Origin of the sequence: Piscicoccus intestinalis NBRC 104926 (genome assembly GCF_001515525.1) — a bacterium.
GTDB classification, from domain to species: Bacteria; Actinomycetota; Actinomycetes; order Actinomycetales; family Dermatophilaceae; genus Kineosphaera; species Kineosphaera intestinalis.
Genome location: NZ_BCNQ01000005.1, coordinates 24,365 through 40,171 on the forward strand (window position 1 = coordinate 24,365; position 15,807 = coordinate 40,171).

The window sequence follows — 15,807 nt, forward strand, 5'->3', positions numbered from 1 at the left end:
TGTCGTGCTGCTGTGCCACGGCTACGGCGAGCACATCCGCCGCTACGACTGGGTCGCGGAGCGGTTCGTCGACGACGGCGCCGCGGTGTACGGCGTCGACCATGTCGGGCACGGCCGCAGCGAGGGCGAACGGGTGCTCATCGACGACTTCGACCCGGTCATCGCCGACTTCCGGCTCATGCACGACCGCGCGGTCCTCGAGCACCCGGGCACCCCGGTCGTTCTCGTCGGGCATTCGATGGGCGGGATGATCGCGGCCCGCTACGCCCAGCTGCACGGATCGGACCTCGCCTGCACGGTGCTGTCGGGGCCGGTCATGGGGCACTGGGCCGCGCTCGAGGCGCTGCTCGGCGCCGACGAGATCCCCGACGACCCGATCGACCCGGACGTGCTGTCACGGGTGCCGGCCGTCGGTCAGGCGTATCTGGAGGATCCGCTCGTATGGCACGGGCCGTTCAAGCGCCCGACCCTGGAGGCGCTGGGCCGCTGCATCGAGTCGATCCAGGCCGGCGGGCCCATCGGGCATCCCGTGCTCTGGCTGCACGGCCGCGACGATCAACTCGTCCCGTACGAGGGCAGCGCCGCTGGCTGGCCCGTCGTCCGCGGCGAGAGCGGTCAGGACAAGAGCTACGACGGGGCCCGCCACGAGATCTTCAACGAGAGCAACCGCGACGAGGTGCTGGACGACGTGATCGGCTTCGTGCGCGACCACCTTCCGCCCGCGTGATGGCGGCCCCCGAGGGCACCGACTCCGACCAGGCCGCAACCTCCGCGCAGCACCCTGAGACCCCCGAAGACCCCGAGAACCCGCTCGGGTTGCCGGCCGAACCGGGTGCCTACTACGTCGCGCTCGGCGACGGCACGTACCAGCCCACCCTGCACGCCCAGGGCGCGTGGCTGCGGCACGAGCAGCACATGGCGCCGGTCACCGGTCTCGTGGCGCACTGCCTGCAGCGGTTCAACGATCGCGACGACCTGCAGCTGGCCCGGCTGTCGCTGGAGATCCTCGGGGTCATCCCGGCGCGGCCGACGCGGGTCGACTGCGAGACGGTCCGTTCCGGGCGCACGATCGAGCTCGACGAGGCGACGGTGACGATCGACGGCCGGGTGGCGATCCGGGCGCGCGCCTGGCGCCTGTCCCGGCAGGACACGGCGGAGGTCGCCGCCGACGACACCCCGCCGTTGCCGGAGCCGGAGTCGATGCCGCCCGCCGACCTGGCCCAGGTGTGGGGCGGCGGGTTCATCTCCTCGCTGGAGGTGCGCACCGACCCCGACGGCGAGCCGGGCCGCGGGCGCGCCTGGGTCCGCCCACGCCAGACCCTCGTCGAGGGCGAGCCGGTGCACCCGGTGGCCGCGTATCTGGGCGTCGTCGACACCGCCAACGGGGTTGCGACCCGGCTCGATCCCCGGCGCTGGATGTTCCCCAACACCGACCTGAGCATCTACCTCTACCGCAAGCCGGCGCCCGGCTGGGTGGGCTTCGAGACGTCCGTGGCGATCGGCGCCACCGGCGTGGGCCTGACGACCTCGCGACTACACGACGCGCGGGGCCCGGTGGGGCGGGCCGAGCAGATTCTCACCGTTCGGCGCATGCCCTGACCCGCCGGACCCTTCCGAGGAACGTGGGGTCGACGATGCCGCCTGCTCCGATCGGTTGTGGCGGTTAGTCTTCGGGAATGGACCTCACGTACCGAGTGCTCAACGTGTTCACCGACGGCAAAGACCCGTTCACCGGCAACGGCGTGGCGGTCTTCGAGGACGGGTCGGACCTGACCACCGAACAGATGCAGACCCTGGCGTTCCAGGTGAACATCGAGACGGTCTTCGTCCTGCCGAAGAACAACGGCGACGAGGCCACCGTGCGGTTCTTCTCCCCCGAGAAGGAGACGGGGTTCGCGGGCAGCGCCTCGCTGGCGACGGCCGCGGTGATCCGCGAGCTGCGCGGCGGCGAGGGCGACGTCACGCTCATCGAGGAGCGCGAGGAGGACGCGTCCGCCGAGGGCGACGGGGCCGACACCTCGACTCGGGGTCACCGCCTGCGCGAGGGTGAGGTACCCGGCTCCTACACGGTGCTGCAGCGCGATGACCTGTGGGTGCTCGACGTGCACGAGCCGCAGGCGGAGACGCTGAAGGCGACCCCGCAGATCCTCGCCTCGCTCGTCGGGCTGAACACCGACGCCATCGGCGGTGACGTGATGACGGTCGGCAAGGGCGCGGGCGGCATCGTGCTGCCGGTGCGCACGGTCGAGGACGTGCGCAACACCCGCCTCGACGCCCGCATGCTGCACTCCTACGCGATGCTGCTCAACACCGAGCCGCGGGTGTACGTGTGGGCCAACTCCGAGGACGAGGCGGGCACGATCGTCTCGCGTATGTTCTACGGCCCCCGCGGTGGTGTGCTCGAGGTCGCCGCCACCGGTACCGGCGGCACGAACCTCGGCGCCTACCTGCTCGCCCACGGCGAGCGCGGCATCCGCCGCCGGGTCATCCAGGGTCGCGTCGCCGGCCGGCGATCGCTGCTCGACCTGCGCATCGACCACAGCGGCGAGGTCTTCGTCGGCGGCCACGTCGCAGAGGTCGCCCGCGGCCGGTTCACGGTCTGACTCCCCCCACGTCCCTGAGAACTGCGTGTCGTGGTCGGAACTGCAGTCCGGACTGCAGTTCTCACCACGACACGCAGTTCTCAGCGTCGTTGGGAGGCGGTTGGTGGGGAGGGGGCTGCGTGAGGAGGCGTCAGGGTGCCAGGTGAAGCGCCCAGGGCAGCACGGAGAGCGCGACGCACAGCACGATGAGCACGGAGTCGGCCGGCAGCCAGGGCGCGGGCAGCGCCCAGGTGCGGCGGTGCCCGGGTCGAGCGAGCAGCCCGTACCCGCGGGCCTCCATCGCCAGTGACATCTGCTCCGCCTGGCGCAGCGCCTGCACGAGCAGCGCGAACGTCATCGACGCGTAGTGCCGCGCCTGCGAGACCGGAGACCGAGTCGGCCCCAGCCCCCGCGCGCGGCGGGACCGCGCCAGCGTGCGCCAGTCGTCGGCGAGCGTGTCGAGCCGCTGCAGCCCGGCGACCGTCGCGAGCACGGGCCGCGCGGGGATCCGCAGCCGTTGGCCCAGCTGGTCCCCGAGCGCCGAGGGGTCGATGAACGCGGCGAACACGACGCCCGGCACGACAAAGTACGCCACCCGCACACCGGTGAGCACCGCGGCCTCGAGGTCGCGCGGGCTGGCCAGGTACCAGTTCGACCACGTCACCGACGCGAACGCGATGAGGCCCGGCAGCAGCCGCAGCCACCCGACCCGGTACCGCCCGGCGAGGACGACGAGCACGACCGCGAGCACCGCGCCGGCCCACGCCCCGGCCCGCAGGTCCGGGATCGACAGCCCACCGGCCATGAGCACGAACGAGCCGAGCAGCAGCGACAGCGGCCCGGCCCGCCCCAGCAGCCCGACCGGGTTGACCGACCGGTCCGGGGCCGCCGCGAACAGCTCGCTCATGCCACCCTCCCGCCGCGCAGCGTCAGCGAGTCGTGGGCCCGCGCCGCCAGCGCGTCGTCGTGCGTGGAGACGGTGACACCGGCTCCCGCCGTGGCCGCCGCCAAGACGACCCCGGCGACCGCGGCCCACGTGGCGCGGTCCTGACCGACCGTCGGTTCGTCGAGACAGATCATGGCCGGCCGGTGCGCGACCCCGCAGGCGACCGCGAGCCGGCGGGCCTCGCCGCCGGACAGCGCGTACGGGCTGCGGTCGAGCAGGGGCTCGAGCCCGAGCGCCCCCGCGAGCGTCTCGGCGACGTCGGGGTTCCCGGCGGCCGAACCGCGCGACTCGCCGAGGGCGGCCACCGTCGCGCGCAAGCAGTCGCGCACGCTGGCTCCGACGACGACGGCCGACGACTCCTGCGGCACCCAGCCGACTCGCGCCGCGAGCTGCTTGCTGCGCCACCGATAGGGCTCGGACGGCAGCCCCGCCGCCAGCCGCGAACCGGCCTCGATCGAGCCTCCGACCGGCCGGGTCAGTCCGCACAGCGCGCTGACCAGCGTCGACTTACCCGCTCCTGAGGAGCCTCGCAGCGCGAGCACCCGACCGCCGCGCACCAGGGCGTCGACCCCGTCGAGCGCGACCCGCGGGGGTTCGACGCCGAGCCGGGCGCCCGCGAAGCGCACCGGGGCCCGGTGCTCCACCCGCACCCCGACCGCCCGCATGAGCTCGTCGTCGCCCTCGACGGCGGGGGCGAGCAGGTCCGGGTCGATCGCCAGCGGTTCGGGATCGGGCAGCCCCGGCACCCAGACCCCGGCCGCGGCGAGCGAGTCGCCGTACCGCGCGAGCGTCGAATCCGCGGGTCCGTCGGCCACGATCCGGCCGTCGTCGTCGAGCACGACGAGCCGGTCGACCATCGGCAGCCAGCCCTGCAGCCGGTGCTCGACGACGACGAGCGCGGCCCCGCTCTCCTGCACGACCCGCGCCACCGCCTCCCGCACGGCCGCGGCCGACTCGGGGTCGAGCATCGACGTCGGCTCGTCGAGCAGCACGAGCTCGGGTCCGGCCGCGATGACGCCCGCGAGCGCGAGTCGCTGGGCCTCCCCGCCGGAGACCGCGTTGCTCGCGTGCCGCGGCCCGTACGGAAAACGCACCGACTCCAGCGCCGCGAGCACCGCCCGCTCGATCCGGTCGCGGGGCAGGCCGAGGTTCTCGCACGCGAACGCCACATCGCGCCCGACGGTCTCGGCGACCCGGGCGTCGCGCGGATCCTGCAGCAGCAGACCGACGCTCGCCCCCACCTCGGAGACGGGCCGGCCGGCCAACCGCACCTGCCCGCCCAGCTCACCGCCTCCGTTGACGTGCAGCACGCCGGCCAGCGCCCGCAGCAGGGTCGACTTACCGGAGCCGGACGGCCCGGCGAGCAGCACCCGCTCCCCTGGCTCGATCCGCAGGTCGATGCGGTCGAGCACCGGCGCGGCCGCCCCGTCGGGGGTCCACGTCAGCCCGCGGGCCGCAACGAGCGGGCCCATTCAGCGGGCGCTGCGGGCGAGCTGTTCGCGCCCCGGCGGGAACGGGCGCAGGGCACCGGCCCCCGCGAGCGCCCGCACGAGCGCCCACCCGCCGATGCCCGCGACGACGACACCGGAGACCACAGCGAACACCAGCGCGAGCAGCTTCCACTCGAACGCGAATTCGGCCTGGTACGCCCACCATTCGTAGAAGACCAGCTCGAACGTCGCGGCCAGGGCACCGGCCAGCATGACGACGCCGACTCCGAAGCGACGCCACCGGAACGCCGCCAGCGCGAGTTCGACCCCGAGCCCCTGCAGCACCCCGGAGACGAGCACCCCCGGGCCCCACTGGTTGCCGAGCAGCATCTCGACGTTGGCCGCGATGAGCTCGGTGAACAGCGCGGCCCCGGGGCGGCGCACGACGAGGCCACCGACGACGGCCGGCAGCAGCCACACGCCGAGGGTGAGGCTCTGCGCCGGCGGGAACGCGAGCCCGGCGATGACGAAGGGGTAGAGGAACATGTCCCAGCCCCAGAAGGCGACGCCGAAGGCGACGGCGAGCACAGCGAGCGTGACGAAGTCGATGCCGCGCCAACTCGTGGGTCGCCCGGTCGCCGGGATGTCGCCGGTGGGTGACGCCGCGGACCCCGAGGAGGCCGACGATGATTCGGTGCGTGACACGTAACTCTCCCGTGGTCGAGGCGGATCGCTCCGGCTGCCTCGGGGAGGCCACGATCGTCGTCGCGACGATCGAGCCCGAGATGGCCCGACTCCCTACGCCGGTGTGAACCGGATCAGGTTCGAGGGTCTGCGGTCGCCCGCACTCTCAGCGCCTGGTGCGCTCCCCTGTCGTGTGTCCGTGCACCGTAGCACCGCCGGTTCCGGCGTGGGGACAGCGTGAGCGTGGTCACGCCCGACCCGCCGCCGCCGGGCCCCGCTCGCCCACGGACGCGGGCGCTGGCAGACTCGACCCGAGCACTACACCCGTTCGCAGGAGGAGAGCCCCATGGGCGAGAAAGTCTTCAAGCTGCTGGGCACCGGCCTGGCGATCGCAGCCGGCGTCGCTGCCAAGCAGGTGGCCACGCAGGGCTGGAAGCTCGTCATGAACGACGACCCGCCGGCCAACCCGGAGGACCCGGACACCCAGATGTGGGAGGCCGTCACCTGGGCCCTCGTTTCGGGCGCCGCGATCGCGTTGGCCCGCCTCGTCATGACGCGCAAGTGGACGCAGTACTACGCCAAGTCCACCGGCAGCATCCCCGAGAACGCCGACTCCGTCAGCTGACCTCGGTTCCCGCGTGACGGCGGCCCCCGACGAGCGCGTCGGGGGCCGCCGTCGTGTTCGGTTCGGCCCCGCCTCCGGTATGACCGCACGGCCTCGCGGGCGCTCGGCCGCGCCCTTGCGGGGCGTTCTGCGGAAGGTCGCGGTCACAATGGAGCGAAGCGCCCGACCCCCAGAGAGGACCCCTGATGAGCCGGACCGAGACCGACACGGCCGAAGTGGTCTGCGCGCGCGGCGAATCGACGCCGGGCGTGCAGGTGCTGGTGGCTCGCGACGTGCCGCTCGGCGGGCCGCGCGCGATGACCGTGCGCCGCACCCTGCCGCACCGGGAGCGCTCGTTCGTCGGCGCGTGGTGCTTCGTCGACCACTACGGCCCCGACGACGTGTCGGTCACCGGCGGCATGGACGTGCCGCCGCACCCGCACACCGGCCTGCAGACCGTGAGCTGGCTGTTCGAGGGCGAGATCGAACATCGCGACTCCGGCGGGGTGCACGGCATGGTGCGCCCCGGCGAGGTCAACCTCATGACCGGCGCGCGCGGCATCTGCCACTCCGAGGTCTCGACGCCGGAAACGAGCACGTTGCACGGCGTGCAGCTGTGGGTCGTGCTCCCGGAGGCCGACCGCGACCTGCCGCGCAACTTCGAGCACTTCGCAGCCCCCAGCGTCGAGGTCGCCCCGGGGGTGCGGCTGCGGGTCTTCCTCGGCGAACTCGCCGGCCAGTCGTCTCCGGTGCGCACGCAGACGCCGCTGCTCGGCGCCGAGGTGCTCCTGGAGGCGGGCACGACCTGGGAGGTCGATGTCGAGGAGGCGCACGAGTACGCGGTGCTCGTCGACTCCGGTGACGTGGAGTTCTGCGGTGAGGCGGTGCCGCAACACGGCCTGGGCATCGTCGACCCCGGCCGCGCGACGCTGACGCTGCGGGCGAACTCGGCGGCCCGGCTCGTGCTGCTCGGCGGGGAGCCGTACGAGGAGCAGATCGTCATGTGGTGGAACTTCATCGGCCGCGACCACGACGAGATCGTCGCCCTGCGCGAGCAGTGGGAGACGCACTCCGAGCGGTTCGGCGAGGTCGTCGGCTACGAGGGCAAGACCGCGAGGCTGCCCGCCCCCGCCATCCCCGGCGCCACCCTGCGCCCCCGCCGTCAACCGTGAAACTGCGTGTCGCGGTGAGGACTGCGACACGAACAGCAGTCCCGACCACGACACGCAGTTCTCAGGGTCGTTGGGCGGGCGGCTCAGGGGCGGGTGACGGGTTGTTGCAGCTCGGTGACCCATCCGGACTGGTCGTCGAGGGGCTCGGCGCGCACGTACACCTCGCGGCACGGGCCGCTGGGGGTCCAGCCCTCGGCGTCCACCCAGCGGCTCAGGGCCTGCCACGAGGCGTCGATGCCGCTCATCTCTCCGAGGTGCACGCCGCAGACGGCGTGCTCTGCGGCGGGCAGGGTGAGCACCTCGAAGCCGTCGGTGGGCGGTCCCGCGTAGTCGTAACCGACGCGCATCTGCAGGCCCGCTTCGGTCATCTCGTACGTGGCGACCCCGGTGTGCGGGCAGCCGCCCGCGGCCGTGATGGCCTCGGCGACCTGCGCGAACAGCGGCTCGACCACCCCGGCGATCTCGCTCTGTTCCGTGGCCACACCCGGTCGCACGGCGACGGGCCGGGCGGCCAGCGATTTCACGACGTAACCGGACTCGGACATGTGATTCTCCCTCTCGATGATCCGTAGGCGGTGTTCGACCCCGGCGAGGCGTAGCCGCGCCCGGGCCTGTTCGGTCTCCAGCTCGGCGCGCCGGGCTCTCAGCATGCCGCGCAGCTGCTCGGCGGGCAGTTCGTCGCGCAGGATGAGGGCCACCTGGTCGAGCGTGAACCCCAGGTCCTTGAGCGCGACCACCCGGTTGAGGGCCGCCAGCTGGTCGGCGCGGTAGCTGCGGTAGCCCGTGGACTCGTCGACGCGCGCGGGCCGCAGCAACCCGATCGCGTCGTAGTGGCGCAGCATGCGCACCGACACCTGCCCGAAACGGGCGAAATCCGAGATCGACAACACCCCTCAGTTGTCACCCCTGCCACCGTGTGAAGGTCAAGCCCCGCCCGCCCCTCGGGCACAGCTGGTACCCCATCCCGCCCGGGGTACGTGACACGCGAGCAGCCGTCGTTCGGGTGAGTTCGGGTGAGCCCGTGCCACACGCGCCAGTCGCCTTCGCCGCGACCGGGCGGGCATGTGACACTGGCGAGCGACGAAAACACCTGCTCATGCACGAACTGCGCGCGTGACGCCCGCCGCTTCCGATTGGACTGCCATGGCTGCACACCCCGACCCCGATCCGCGCCCCGACCGGCCGGTCGACCGCGACGGCAACCCCGTCGCGCACACGGCCGGCGCGTCACATCCTGGAGCCGGGCCGGGCGCCACCGCGCTCATCGACCCGACGATCGCCTCGCACCGGCACGCCGAACACGCGGTGCCCTACTCGCTGCGGGTGGCGGCCGGCATCGGCTGGCGGCTCATCATCGTGGCGGTCGTGCTGTGGGGGCTGCTGCGGGCGCTGGCCATGACGAAGACCGTGGCCATCCCGGTGGCGATCGGTCTGCTGCTCACGGCCCTGGCCATGCCGCTCATGGTGCGTTTCAACCACAAGTTCGGCCTGGGCCGCCACCTCTCGGCGGCGATCACGACGCTCGGCAGCTTCGCGGTGGTCGTGGCGCTGATCTCCGTGGCCGGTAACCAACTCGTCTCCGGCATCGCCGACCTGTCCGGTCAGATCCAGACCGGCGTGCAGCAGATCCAGGACTGGCTCGCCCAGGGCCCGTTCGCGATCGGCAGCGACCAGATCAACCAGGCCATCACCGCCGCGCAGACCTGGCTGCGGGAGAACGGCGCCGGCCTGACCAGCGGCGCCCTGTCGGGAGCCTCCACTGCGGGTGAGGTGCTCGTCGGCGCGATCATCGCGCTGATCTGCATGTTCTTCTTCCTCGCCGAGGGCGACTCGATCTGGTCGTTCTTCGTGCGGATGATGCCCAAGCCCGTGCAGGAGCCGGTGTACGAGGGCTTCCGTCGCGGCTGGGTGAGCCTGGGGTCGTACGTCAAGACGCAGGTGCTCGTCGCGTTCATCGACGCCTTCTTTATCGCCCTCGGGGCGTGGCTCCTCGGGCTGCCGCTGGTCATCCCGCTGGCGCTCATCATCTTCTTCGCCTCCGCCGTGCCGATCGTCGGCGCCGTCGTCTCCGGCGCCCTGGCGGTCGTGCTGGCGCTCGTCGTGCAGGGCCCGATCATCGCGCTGGCGATGCTCGGTGTCGTCATCGGTGTGCAGCAGCTCGAGAGCCACCTGCTGCAGCCGCTGCTCATGGGCAAGGCCGTCTCGCTGCACCCGCTGGCGGTGCTGCTCGGCGTGGCGGCGTTCTCGTTCCTCTTCGGCATCGTCGGCGCCCTGTTCGCCGTGCCGGTGCTCGCGGTGACCAACACGGTCATCCTCTACTGGACCGGGCACGACAAGTTCCCGCTGCTGGCCCACGGCCACTCGGCGGTCGCCGACTCCGCGAAACACCTTGTCGCGCAGGAGAAGGACGACCCCGAGACGGGCACGAAGGGCGCCCGCGAGAAGCACCGGTACATCGGCGACGTCACCCCGCTCGTGCTGACCGCCAAGGCGCAGCAGGATGTCGATCGCTCCGAGCGCAACGCCCGCGAGCAGACCGGCGACGACCGGACCGCCTGAGTCGCACCTCGCTCGCTAGGCTGCGGTGGCCGATCAGGAGGAGAGGGGCCAATGAAGGTCGTCACCACCCGCGCCGAGCTCGCCCGCGCCCGAGCCGAGGTCGGCAGCCTCGGGCTCGTGCCGACGATGGGTTACCTGCACGAGGGGCACCTCAGTCTCGTGCGCGCGGCCCGCGGCGCCAACGACGCCGTGGCCGTGTCGATCTTCGTCAACCCCACCCAGTTCGGTGAGGGCGAGGATTTCGAACGCTATCCCCGCGATCCCGAGCGCGACCTCGCGCTGCTCGCGGCGGAGGGCGTCGACCTCGTGTGGACCCCGACCGTCGACGACGTCTACCCGCCGGGGTCGGCCACGCGCGTGTCGGTCTCCGGGATCACCGACGTGCTCGAAGGCGCCTCCCGCCCGGGGCATTTCACGGGCGTGGCGACGGTCGTCGCGATCCTGCTCAACGCCACCCGAGCCGACCGGGCCTATTTCGGGCAGAAGGACGCCCAGCAGGTGCTCGTCGTGCGGCGCATGGTCGAGGACCTGGCGATCCCGACCCGGATCGTCACTGTGCCGACGTTCCGGGAGGCCGATGGGCTGGCGATGAGCAGCCGCAACGTCTATCTCGACGAGACCCAGCGCGCTGGTGCGACGGCGCTCGTCGAGGCGCTGCGGGCCGCCTGCCGCGAGTGGACCGCGGGGGTGCGCGACGGTGACGCCCTGCGCGCCGCGATGACCGAGGTGCTGGCGCGGCAGCCGCAGGCGCGCCCGGACTACGTCAGCGTGGCCGATCCCGACTCCCTCGCCGAGCTCGACACCGTCGACCCGACCCGCGGTGCGCTGTGCTCGCTGGCCGTGCGATTCGGCACGACCCGCCTCATCGACAACCTGCTGCTGGAGCCGGAGCCGGCACCGTGCGGGAACAGCGCGGGCCGGTGAGGCGTCGTTACAGGTAAGTCCGTGTCGCGTCCCGCGACCCCGTCTGCCCACAGGTGACGAGCTCATGAATCAGTCCTCCTTCCCCCACGGCGACTCCCGCAACGCATCCGACGACCCGCGCTACTCGGCGCCCATCCCGCCCTACCAGCCGGCGGACGAGCGCCCGCACGACGAGAGCGGGCCGCGCAGCGAGCCGCGCTACGTACGCGCCGAGCCGATGCCGCCGCGCTCCGCCTTCCCCGGTTTCCCGGGCTTTTCGGGTTTCCCGGGGGCGCCCGGTCACCAGGGCAACTCTGGCTCCACCGGAAACCCGGGCAACCCCGGCAGCCCCGGCCACCCCGGCATGCCGCCGATCTTCACCGCGACGAACGCGCAGGGCCAGGTCGTGCTGCCGCGCAAGTCGCTGCTGCTCGCGGTGCTGCTGGCGGGGGTGCTCGGCCCGCTGGGCATGCTGTACTCCACGTTCCTCGGCGCGTTCGTCCTGACCGGCGTGTGGTTCTGGACCGTGCTGCTGTTCCAGGGGTTCGCGCCGTTCGCGTGGGTCTGGGGCATGGCGTGGGCGCTGTGGGCGGCGCACCGCAAGAACGAGCGACGCCGCATGATGGAGACGTACATGTCGCAGTGGTGAGGCGGTCTCCCGCCGAACCGCCCGGGAGTCCGACCGGCCGGAGGAACACGTGAGACTCACAGTGCACGGGGTGCTCGATCGCTATCGCCGCGGTGAGCGCCTGACGATGGTCACGGCCTACGACTACACGGCGGCCCGCATCATCGACCGCACGGACATTCCGCTGGTGCTCGTCGGCGACTCGCTCGGCATGGTGATGCAGGGCCGCGACTCGACGCTGCCGGTGACCCTGGACGACATCGAGTACCACACGCGAGCGGTGGTGCGCGGGGCGCAGCGGCCGCTGGTTGTGGCCGACCTGCCGTTCCTGACCTACAGCACCCCCGACGACGCGCTCCGCAACGCCGGCCGGCTGATGGCCCAGACCGGCTGCGGCAGCGTGAAACTCGAGGGCGGACTCCCGTTCGCGCCGACGGTGCGGCGGCTCACCGAAGCGGGCATCCCGGTGATGGGTCATCTGGGGTTCACGCCGCAGTCGGTGCACCAGATCGGGATGCGGGTGCAGGGCCGCAGCGTGGAGGCGGGGGCCCGGCTCGTGCGCGACGCGCAGGCGCTCGCGGAGGCGGGCGCCTGGGGCATGGTGCTCGAGCTCGTGCCGGCTCCGCTGGCCAGGCTCGTCACGCAGCGGGTCGACGTGCCGACGATTGGGATCGGCGCCGGCCCCGACTGTTCGGGTGAGGTGCAGGTGTGGCACGACGTGCTCGGGCTGTACGACGACTTCGTGCCGCGGCACACGCGGCGGTACGCGACGCTGGCCGACACGGCCGCCGAGGCGCTGAGCGCCTACGAGTCCGATGTGCGGGCGCGCGAATTCCCCACGGCGGCCAATTCGTCCACGCTCGATGAGGAGACGTTGGCGGCGATCGAGGCTGCGCTGGACTCGACGCCGTGAGCGATGTCGGCGACGTGAGCGACGTGAGCGGGGGCGGTCTGGCGGGCGACCCGGCTCCGGTCGCGGCGGTGGTGTTGTGCGGGGGCACGTCGCGGCGGTTCGGGGGCGTCGACAAGACGGCGCAGGCTCTGGGTTCGGTGACGGTGCTGGATTCGCTGCTCGACGCGCTGCCGCCGGAGTGGCCGGTGACGTGCGTGGGGGTGCCCCGGCCCACCGGCCGGCCGGTGACGTGGACGCGGGAGGACCCGCCGCTGGGTGGCCCGGTGGCCGGGATCGCGGCGGGGCTGGGCACGGTCGAGGCGCCGATCGTCGTCGTCGTGGCCGGCGACCAGCCGCTCGCGGGGGCGGGCGCGTGTCGGGTGGCGCAGGAGTTGGCGCAGGCGCCGGCGGACGTCGATGTCGCGGCCCCGCTCGCCCGCGACGGCCGGCCGGCGATGCTGCTGGCCGCCTATCGGCGCGAGCCGCTGGCGGCGGCCTTGCGCGGTCCGGTGCGCGACGTCGGGGTGTACCGCACGTTCGCGGGGTTGCGGGTGCGCACGATCGACCTGCCTCCCGAGCATGTGTGGGACGTCGATACCCGCGAAGACCTCGAGCGGCTGCGGGCCCGGGCCTGAGACCGCCCAGGCCTGAAGCCGCGAGGAGCCGGGCCGACCGGGGCGGCGGAAGCACCTGCCCTCGGGGTTCGGCGCAGGTAGGTTCGGCTGCATGAAGGCCGTGACGATTCCCGAACCCGGTGAGGCCGACGCGCTCGTGCTCGCCGACGTGCCAGACCCGAAGCTCGGCTACGACGAGGTGCTGGTGGAGGTGGTGGCGGCCGGCGTGAACCGGGCCGACATCATGCAGCGGCGAGGGTTCTACCCGCCACCCAAGGGCGCGAGCGAGTATCCGGGGCTGGAGGTCAGCGGGCGGGTCGTCGAACTGGGCTCGGGAGCCGACACGTCGTTCCGGATCGGCGACGAGGTGTGCGCGCTGCTCGACGGCGGCGGCTACGCGCAGCGGGTGGCGGTGCCGGTGGAGCAACTGCTGCCGATCCCGAAGGGCGTGGGCCTCGTCGATGCCGCGGCGCTACCGGAGGTGGCGTGCACGGTGTGGAGCAACGTGTTCATGACCGCGGACCTGCAGCCGGAGCAGCTGCTGCTGGTGCACGGAGGGTCGAGCGGGATCGGCACGATGGCGGTGCAGCTCGCGCACGCGCGGGGTTCGCGGGTCGCGGTGACTGCGGGCTCGCAGGACAAGTTGGAGGCGTGCCGGGCCCTGGGCGCCGACATCCTCATCAACTACACGGAGACAGATTTCGTCGAGGCGCTGCGCGAGGAGACCGACGGCGCGGGGGCGGACGTCATCCTCGACGTGGTGGGCGCGAAGTACCTGTCGCGCAACGTGGCGGCGCTGGCGGTCAACGGCCGGATCGTCGTGATCGGGATGCTCGGTGGCCGCAAAGGCGAACTCGACCTGGGGACGCTGCTGAGCAAGCGGGGCGCGATCGCGGCGACGTCGCTGCGGGCCCGGCCGCCGGCGGAGAAGGCGGCGATCGTGGCGGCGACGTACGAGCACGTGTGGCCGCTCATCGCGCAGGGCAGGGTGCAGCCGATCGTGCACGAAGTGCTGCCGCTGGAGCGCGCCGCCGACGCGCACCGGATCCTCGAAGGCAGCAAGCACATCGGCAAGGTGCTGCTGACGACCTGACCGACGCGGCCGTGAGCACGCGACGTCCCGTCAGTGCGGGCGCGCGACCGGTCGCGCGCCCGGCGCATTCGGCGCGTTCGGCGGTGAGCCCCGCGGACGCACAGGGGCTTCACCGATCTCAGAAGGGCGGGGGTTCGGCACCCAGCGCCTGCTGCCGGGGCGCGGTGGCGGCGCGACTCGCTCGTGCGGCGGTGAGTTCGTCTCGCAGACGGGTGATCTCGTCGCGGAGCCTGTTGAGTTCGCGGGGGTGGGCGATGGCGTCGTAGTCGATGGCTTGGAGGTCTTCGGCGTCGATGAGGACCTTGCGCGGTTGCCGGTCTCCGGGGTGCTCGTGAGGCTGCCCGCCGGTCTGCTCGATGGGGCGGTCGGCGCCGGGCACGCCGGAGCGCTCGGCCGCTTGGTCGCCGGGTTCGGCGTCAGACGCGGCCGATGCGTCGCCGCGGTCGTCCACGTGGAGCCCGAATTCGCGGTAGTCCATCGGGAACGTCGGGTAGACGCGTCCGTCGGGTAGTCGCCATTCGACGACCCCGTCGGGGGTGATCCGGGCGGCCCAGTGCCGGCGGGTCTTCTTCGCGTGATGTCGTTCGCACCCATCAGCGATCGTGTCGCCCCGAGTCGTACCGCCGTCACGGACCTCGACGACGTGGTCGAGCTGGCACCGCGCGGCGGGTATGGCGCAGCCGGGCGCCCGGCAGACCCCGTCGCGGTCGCGGACCGCGCGGGCCATCCGCGGCGGCGGTGCATACGACTTGGAGACCTGCGCCATCGCGTACCCCTTGATCGGGTCAGCCACCAGCCGCTGCCACGTCGACCCGGCTGCGAACGCGACCTCGCGCACGGTGTCGGCGTCGACAGCGACACCCTCGACCGTGCCCGGCTCCTGGTTGAGCCCGGCCAGGAAGCGAGAGACACGACGACCGACACCGTCGCGGCCGGCCACCCGCCTTCGCCGGGGTGGTCCACGGCGGTGGGCGCGTCGGCGTGCGGCTGACCGAACAGCAGCAGGTCGAGGGCGACGTCGTAGCGCAGCTGCGCCAAGGTCCGCGGGTCACCGCCGGCTCGCGCCGCACGCGCGATCGCGTCGACCCGCCGGAACGCTCCCTGGCAGCGGGCGTCCGCGCCGCTGACCCCGAAGCTGCCGGCGCCGTCGTCACCGATCGTGACCCAGGCGTCCCGCTGCCGCGCCGCGCGAGCCCGCCGGGCGCGGGTGTTGACGTGCTTGACCATCTCCCGGCGCTTCTTGCGACAGAACGCCCCCTGCCCCAACGGCGCCCCCGTCGCAGCGGCCTTCTGACTCGCATACGCGAGCACCGCGTCGCACACCTTCTGCCCTGCCTCCGGCGTCACTTCGGGCGCGTCGAGTTCACGCACCAGCGCACACCCTTGGCCGAACGTGATCGCGCGGGCCGCGACCGCTTCCTTGATCGGGACCGCGACCGACTCCGGCGCCACCCCGAGCGCAACCCGACCGTGCCATGTCCCGGCCGGCCCACCCAGGGTCGCGACCGCGGTGTCGACGATGCAGGCGCGGGCCTGGTCCAACAACACCCCTGCCGACTTGCGATGCCGCGGGGCCAACCGGCCCTGGTCGATCTGTTCGTTCTGCACCGCCAGGTCCGCGGCCGCCTGGGCCTGCGCCAACTCGCCCGCGGCATCCGCGGCCTGCACATCAAGCTCGTCATACGCCTGGGAAATCTCCC

General features: G+C 72.7%; 16 protein-coding genes and 1 riboswitch. Of the genes, 11 read left to right on the forward strand and 5 right to left on the reverse strand.

Annotated elements, in window-relative coordinates; genetic code table 11:
• Positions 1 to 4 precede the first annotated feature (4 nt).
• The 3 genes from PINTE_RS02050 to PINTE_RS02060 all read left to right on the forward strand — a co-directional run bounded on the left by PINTE_RS02050 (position 5) and on the right by PINTE_RS02060 (position 2,603).
• Positions 5 to 727 carry an alpha/beta fold hydrolase gene (locus tag PINTE_RS02050; protein WP_217996465.1) on the forward strand — a complete coding sequence of 241 codons (723 nt, stop codon included), beginning with the start codon at positions 5 to 7 and terminating at the stop codon, positions 725 to 727.
• Positions 727 to 1,599, forward strand: coding sequence for a thioesterase family protein (locus tag PINTE_RS02055; RefSeq protein ID WP_084343123.1), 873 nt, complete (start codon positions 727 to 729; stop codon positions 1,597 to 1,599). The genes PINTE_RS02050 and PINTE_RS02055 overlap by 1 nt, the downstream gene beginning before the upstream one ends.
• A gap of 77 nt (positions 1,600 to 1,676) precedes the next feature.
• On the forward strand, positions 1,677 to 2,603 hold the full coding sequence (locus PINTE_RS02060; RefSeq protein ID WP_068425538.1) for a PhzF family phenazine biosynthesis protein: 927 nt from the start codon (positions 1,677 to 1,679) through the stop codon (positions 2,601 to 2,603).
• 130 nt (positions 2,604 to 2,733) lie between these two features.
• On the opposite strand, the gene PINTE_RS02065 is transcribed toward PINTE_RS02060, so the two are convergent.
• The 3 genes from PINTE_RS02065 to PINTE_RS02075 are packed head-to-tail and all read right to left on the reverse strand — an operon-like array spanning position 2,734 to position 5,663.
• Complete coding sequence (locus PINTE_RS02065; RefSeq protein ID WP_068425540.1) at positions 2,734 to 3,489, reverse strand: energy-coupling factor transporter transmembrane component T family protein; 756 nt, start codon at positions 3,487 to 3,489, stop codon at positions 2,734 to 2,736.
• The gene (locus tag PINTE_RS02070; RefSeq protein ID WP_068425542.1) at positions 3,486 to 5,000 is read right to left on the reverse strand and encodes an ABC transporter ATP-binding protein; all 1,515 of its coding nucleotides are present in this window, start codon (positions 4,998 to 5,000) and stop codon (positions 3,486 to 3,488) included. Before PINTE_RS02070 ends, PINTE_RS02065 begins: the two co-directional genes overlap by 4 nt.
• Entirely contained in the window at positions 5,001 to 5,663 is a 663-nt protein-coding gene (locus tag PINTE_RS02075) for an ECF transporter S component (protein ID WP_084343111.1), read from the reverse strand.
• Between the two features lie 73 nt (positions 5,664 to 5,736).
• Positions 5,737 to 5,840: riboswitch (TPP riboswitch) on the reverse strand.
• Positions 5,841 to 5,988: 148 nt separating this feature from the next.
• Between PINTE_RS02075 and PINTE_RS02080 the strand changes: the two genes are divergently transcribed.
• A complete protein-coding gene (locus PINTE_RS02080; RefSeq protein ID WP_068425544.1) occupies positions 5,989 to 6,267 on the forward strand; it encodes a DUF4235 domain-containing protein in 279 nt (92 codons plus the stop codon).
• A gap of 185 nt (positions 6,268 to 6,452) precedes the next feature.
• Positions 6,453 to 7,418, forward strand: a complete 966-nt coding sequence (locus tag PINTE_RS02085) for a pirin family protein (RefSeq protein ID WP_068425547.1) — start codon at positions 6,453 to 6,455, stop codon at positions 7,416 to 7,418.
• Positions 7,419 to 7,501: 83 nt separating this feature from the next.
• Here PINTE_RS02085 and PINTE_RS02090 read toward each other — a convergent pair whose 3' ends face one another.
• Positions 7,502 to 8,308, reverse strand: a complete 807-nt coding sequence (locus PINTE_RS02090; protein ID WP_068425550.1) for a MerR family transcriptional regulator — start codon at positions 8,306 to 8,308, stop codon at positions 7,502 to 7,504.
• Positions 8,309 to 8,561: 253 nt separating this feature from the next.
• Between PINTE_RS02090 and PINTE_RS02095 the strand changes: the two genes are divergently transcribed.
• The 6 genes from PINTE_RS02095 to PINTE_RS02120 all read left to right on the forward strand — a co-directional run bounded on the left by PINTE_RS02095 (position 8,562) and on the right by PINTE_RS02120 (position 14,107).
• Positions 8,562 to 9,977, forward strand: a complete 1,416-nt coding sequence (locus tag PINTE_RS02095) for an AI-2E family transporter (RefSeq protein WP_245642752.1) — start codon at positions 8,562 to 8,564, stop codon at positions 9,975 to 9,977.
• Positions 9,978 to 10,028: 51 nt separating this feature from the next.
• Positions 10,029 to 10,901, forward strand: a complete 873-nt coding sequence (panC, locus tag PINTE_RS02100) for a pantoate--beta-alanine ligase (protein WP_068425553.1) — start codon at positions 10,029 to 10,031, stop codon at positions 10,899 to 10,901.
• Between the two features lie 64 nt (positions 10,902 to 10,965).
• Positions 10,966 to 11,529, forward strand: a complete 564-nt coding sequence (locus PINTE_RS24115) for a collagen-like triple helix repeat-containing protein (protein ID WP_068425556.1) — start codon at positions 10,966 to 10,968, stop codon at positions 11,527 to 11,529.
• Positions 11,530 to 11,578: 49 nt separating this feature from the next.
• A complete protein-coding gene (gene panB / locus PINTE_RS02110; RefSeq protein WP_068425559.1) occupies positions 11,579 to 12,421 on the forward strand; it encodes a 3-methyl-2-oxobutanoate hydroxymethyltransferase in 843 nt (280 codons plus the stop codon).
• The gene (mobA, locus tag PINTE_RS02115; RefSeq protein ID WP_068425564.1) at positions 12,418 to 13,035 is read left to right on the forward strand and encodes a molybdenum cofactor guanylyltransferase; all 618 of its coding nucleotides are present in this window, start codon (positions 12,418 to 12,420) and stop codon (positions 13,033 to 13,035) included. Before panB ends, mobA begins: the two co-directional genes overlap by 4 nt.
• Before the next feature lie 91 nt (positions 13,036 to 13,126).
• A complete protein-coding gene (locus PINTE_RS02120) occupies positions 13,127 to 14,107 on the forward strand; it encodes an NAD(P)H-quinone oxidoreductase (RefSeq protein WP_068425567.1) in 981 nt (326 codons plus the stop codon).
• Between the two features lie 118 nt (positions 14,108 to 14,225).
• Here PINTE_RS02120 and PINTE_RS02125 read toward each other — a convergent pair whose 3' ends face one another.
• Positions 14,226 to 15,047 carry an HNH endonuclease signature motif containing protein gene (locus PINTE_RS02125; protein WP_068425570.1) on the reverse strand — a complete coding sequence of 274 codons (822 nt, stop codon included), beginning with the start codon at positions 15,045 to 15,047 and terminating at the stop codon, positions 14,226 to 14,228.
• Between the last annotated feature and the right edge of the window lie 760 nt (positions 15,048 to 15,807).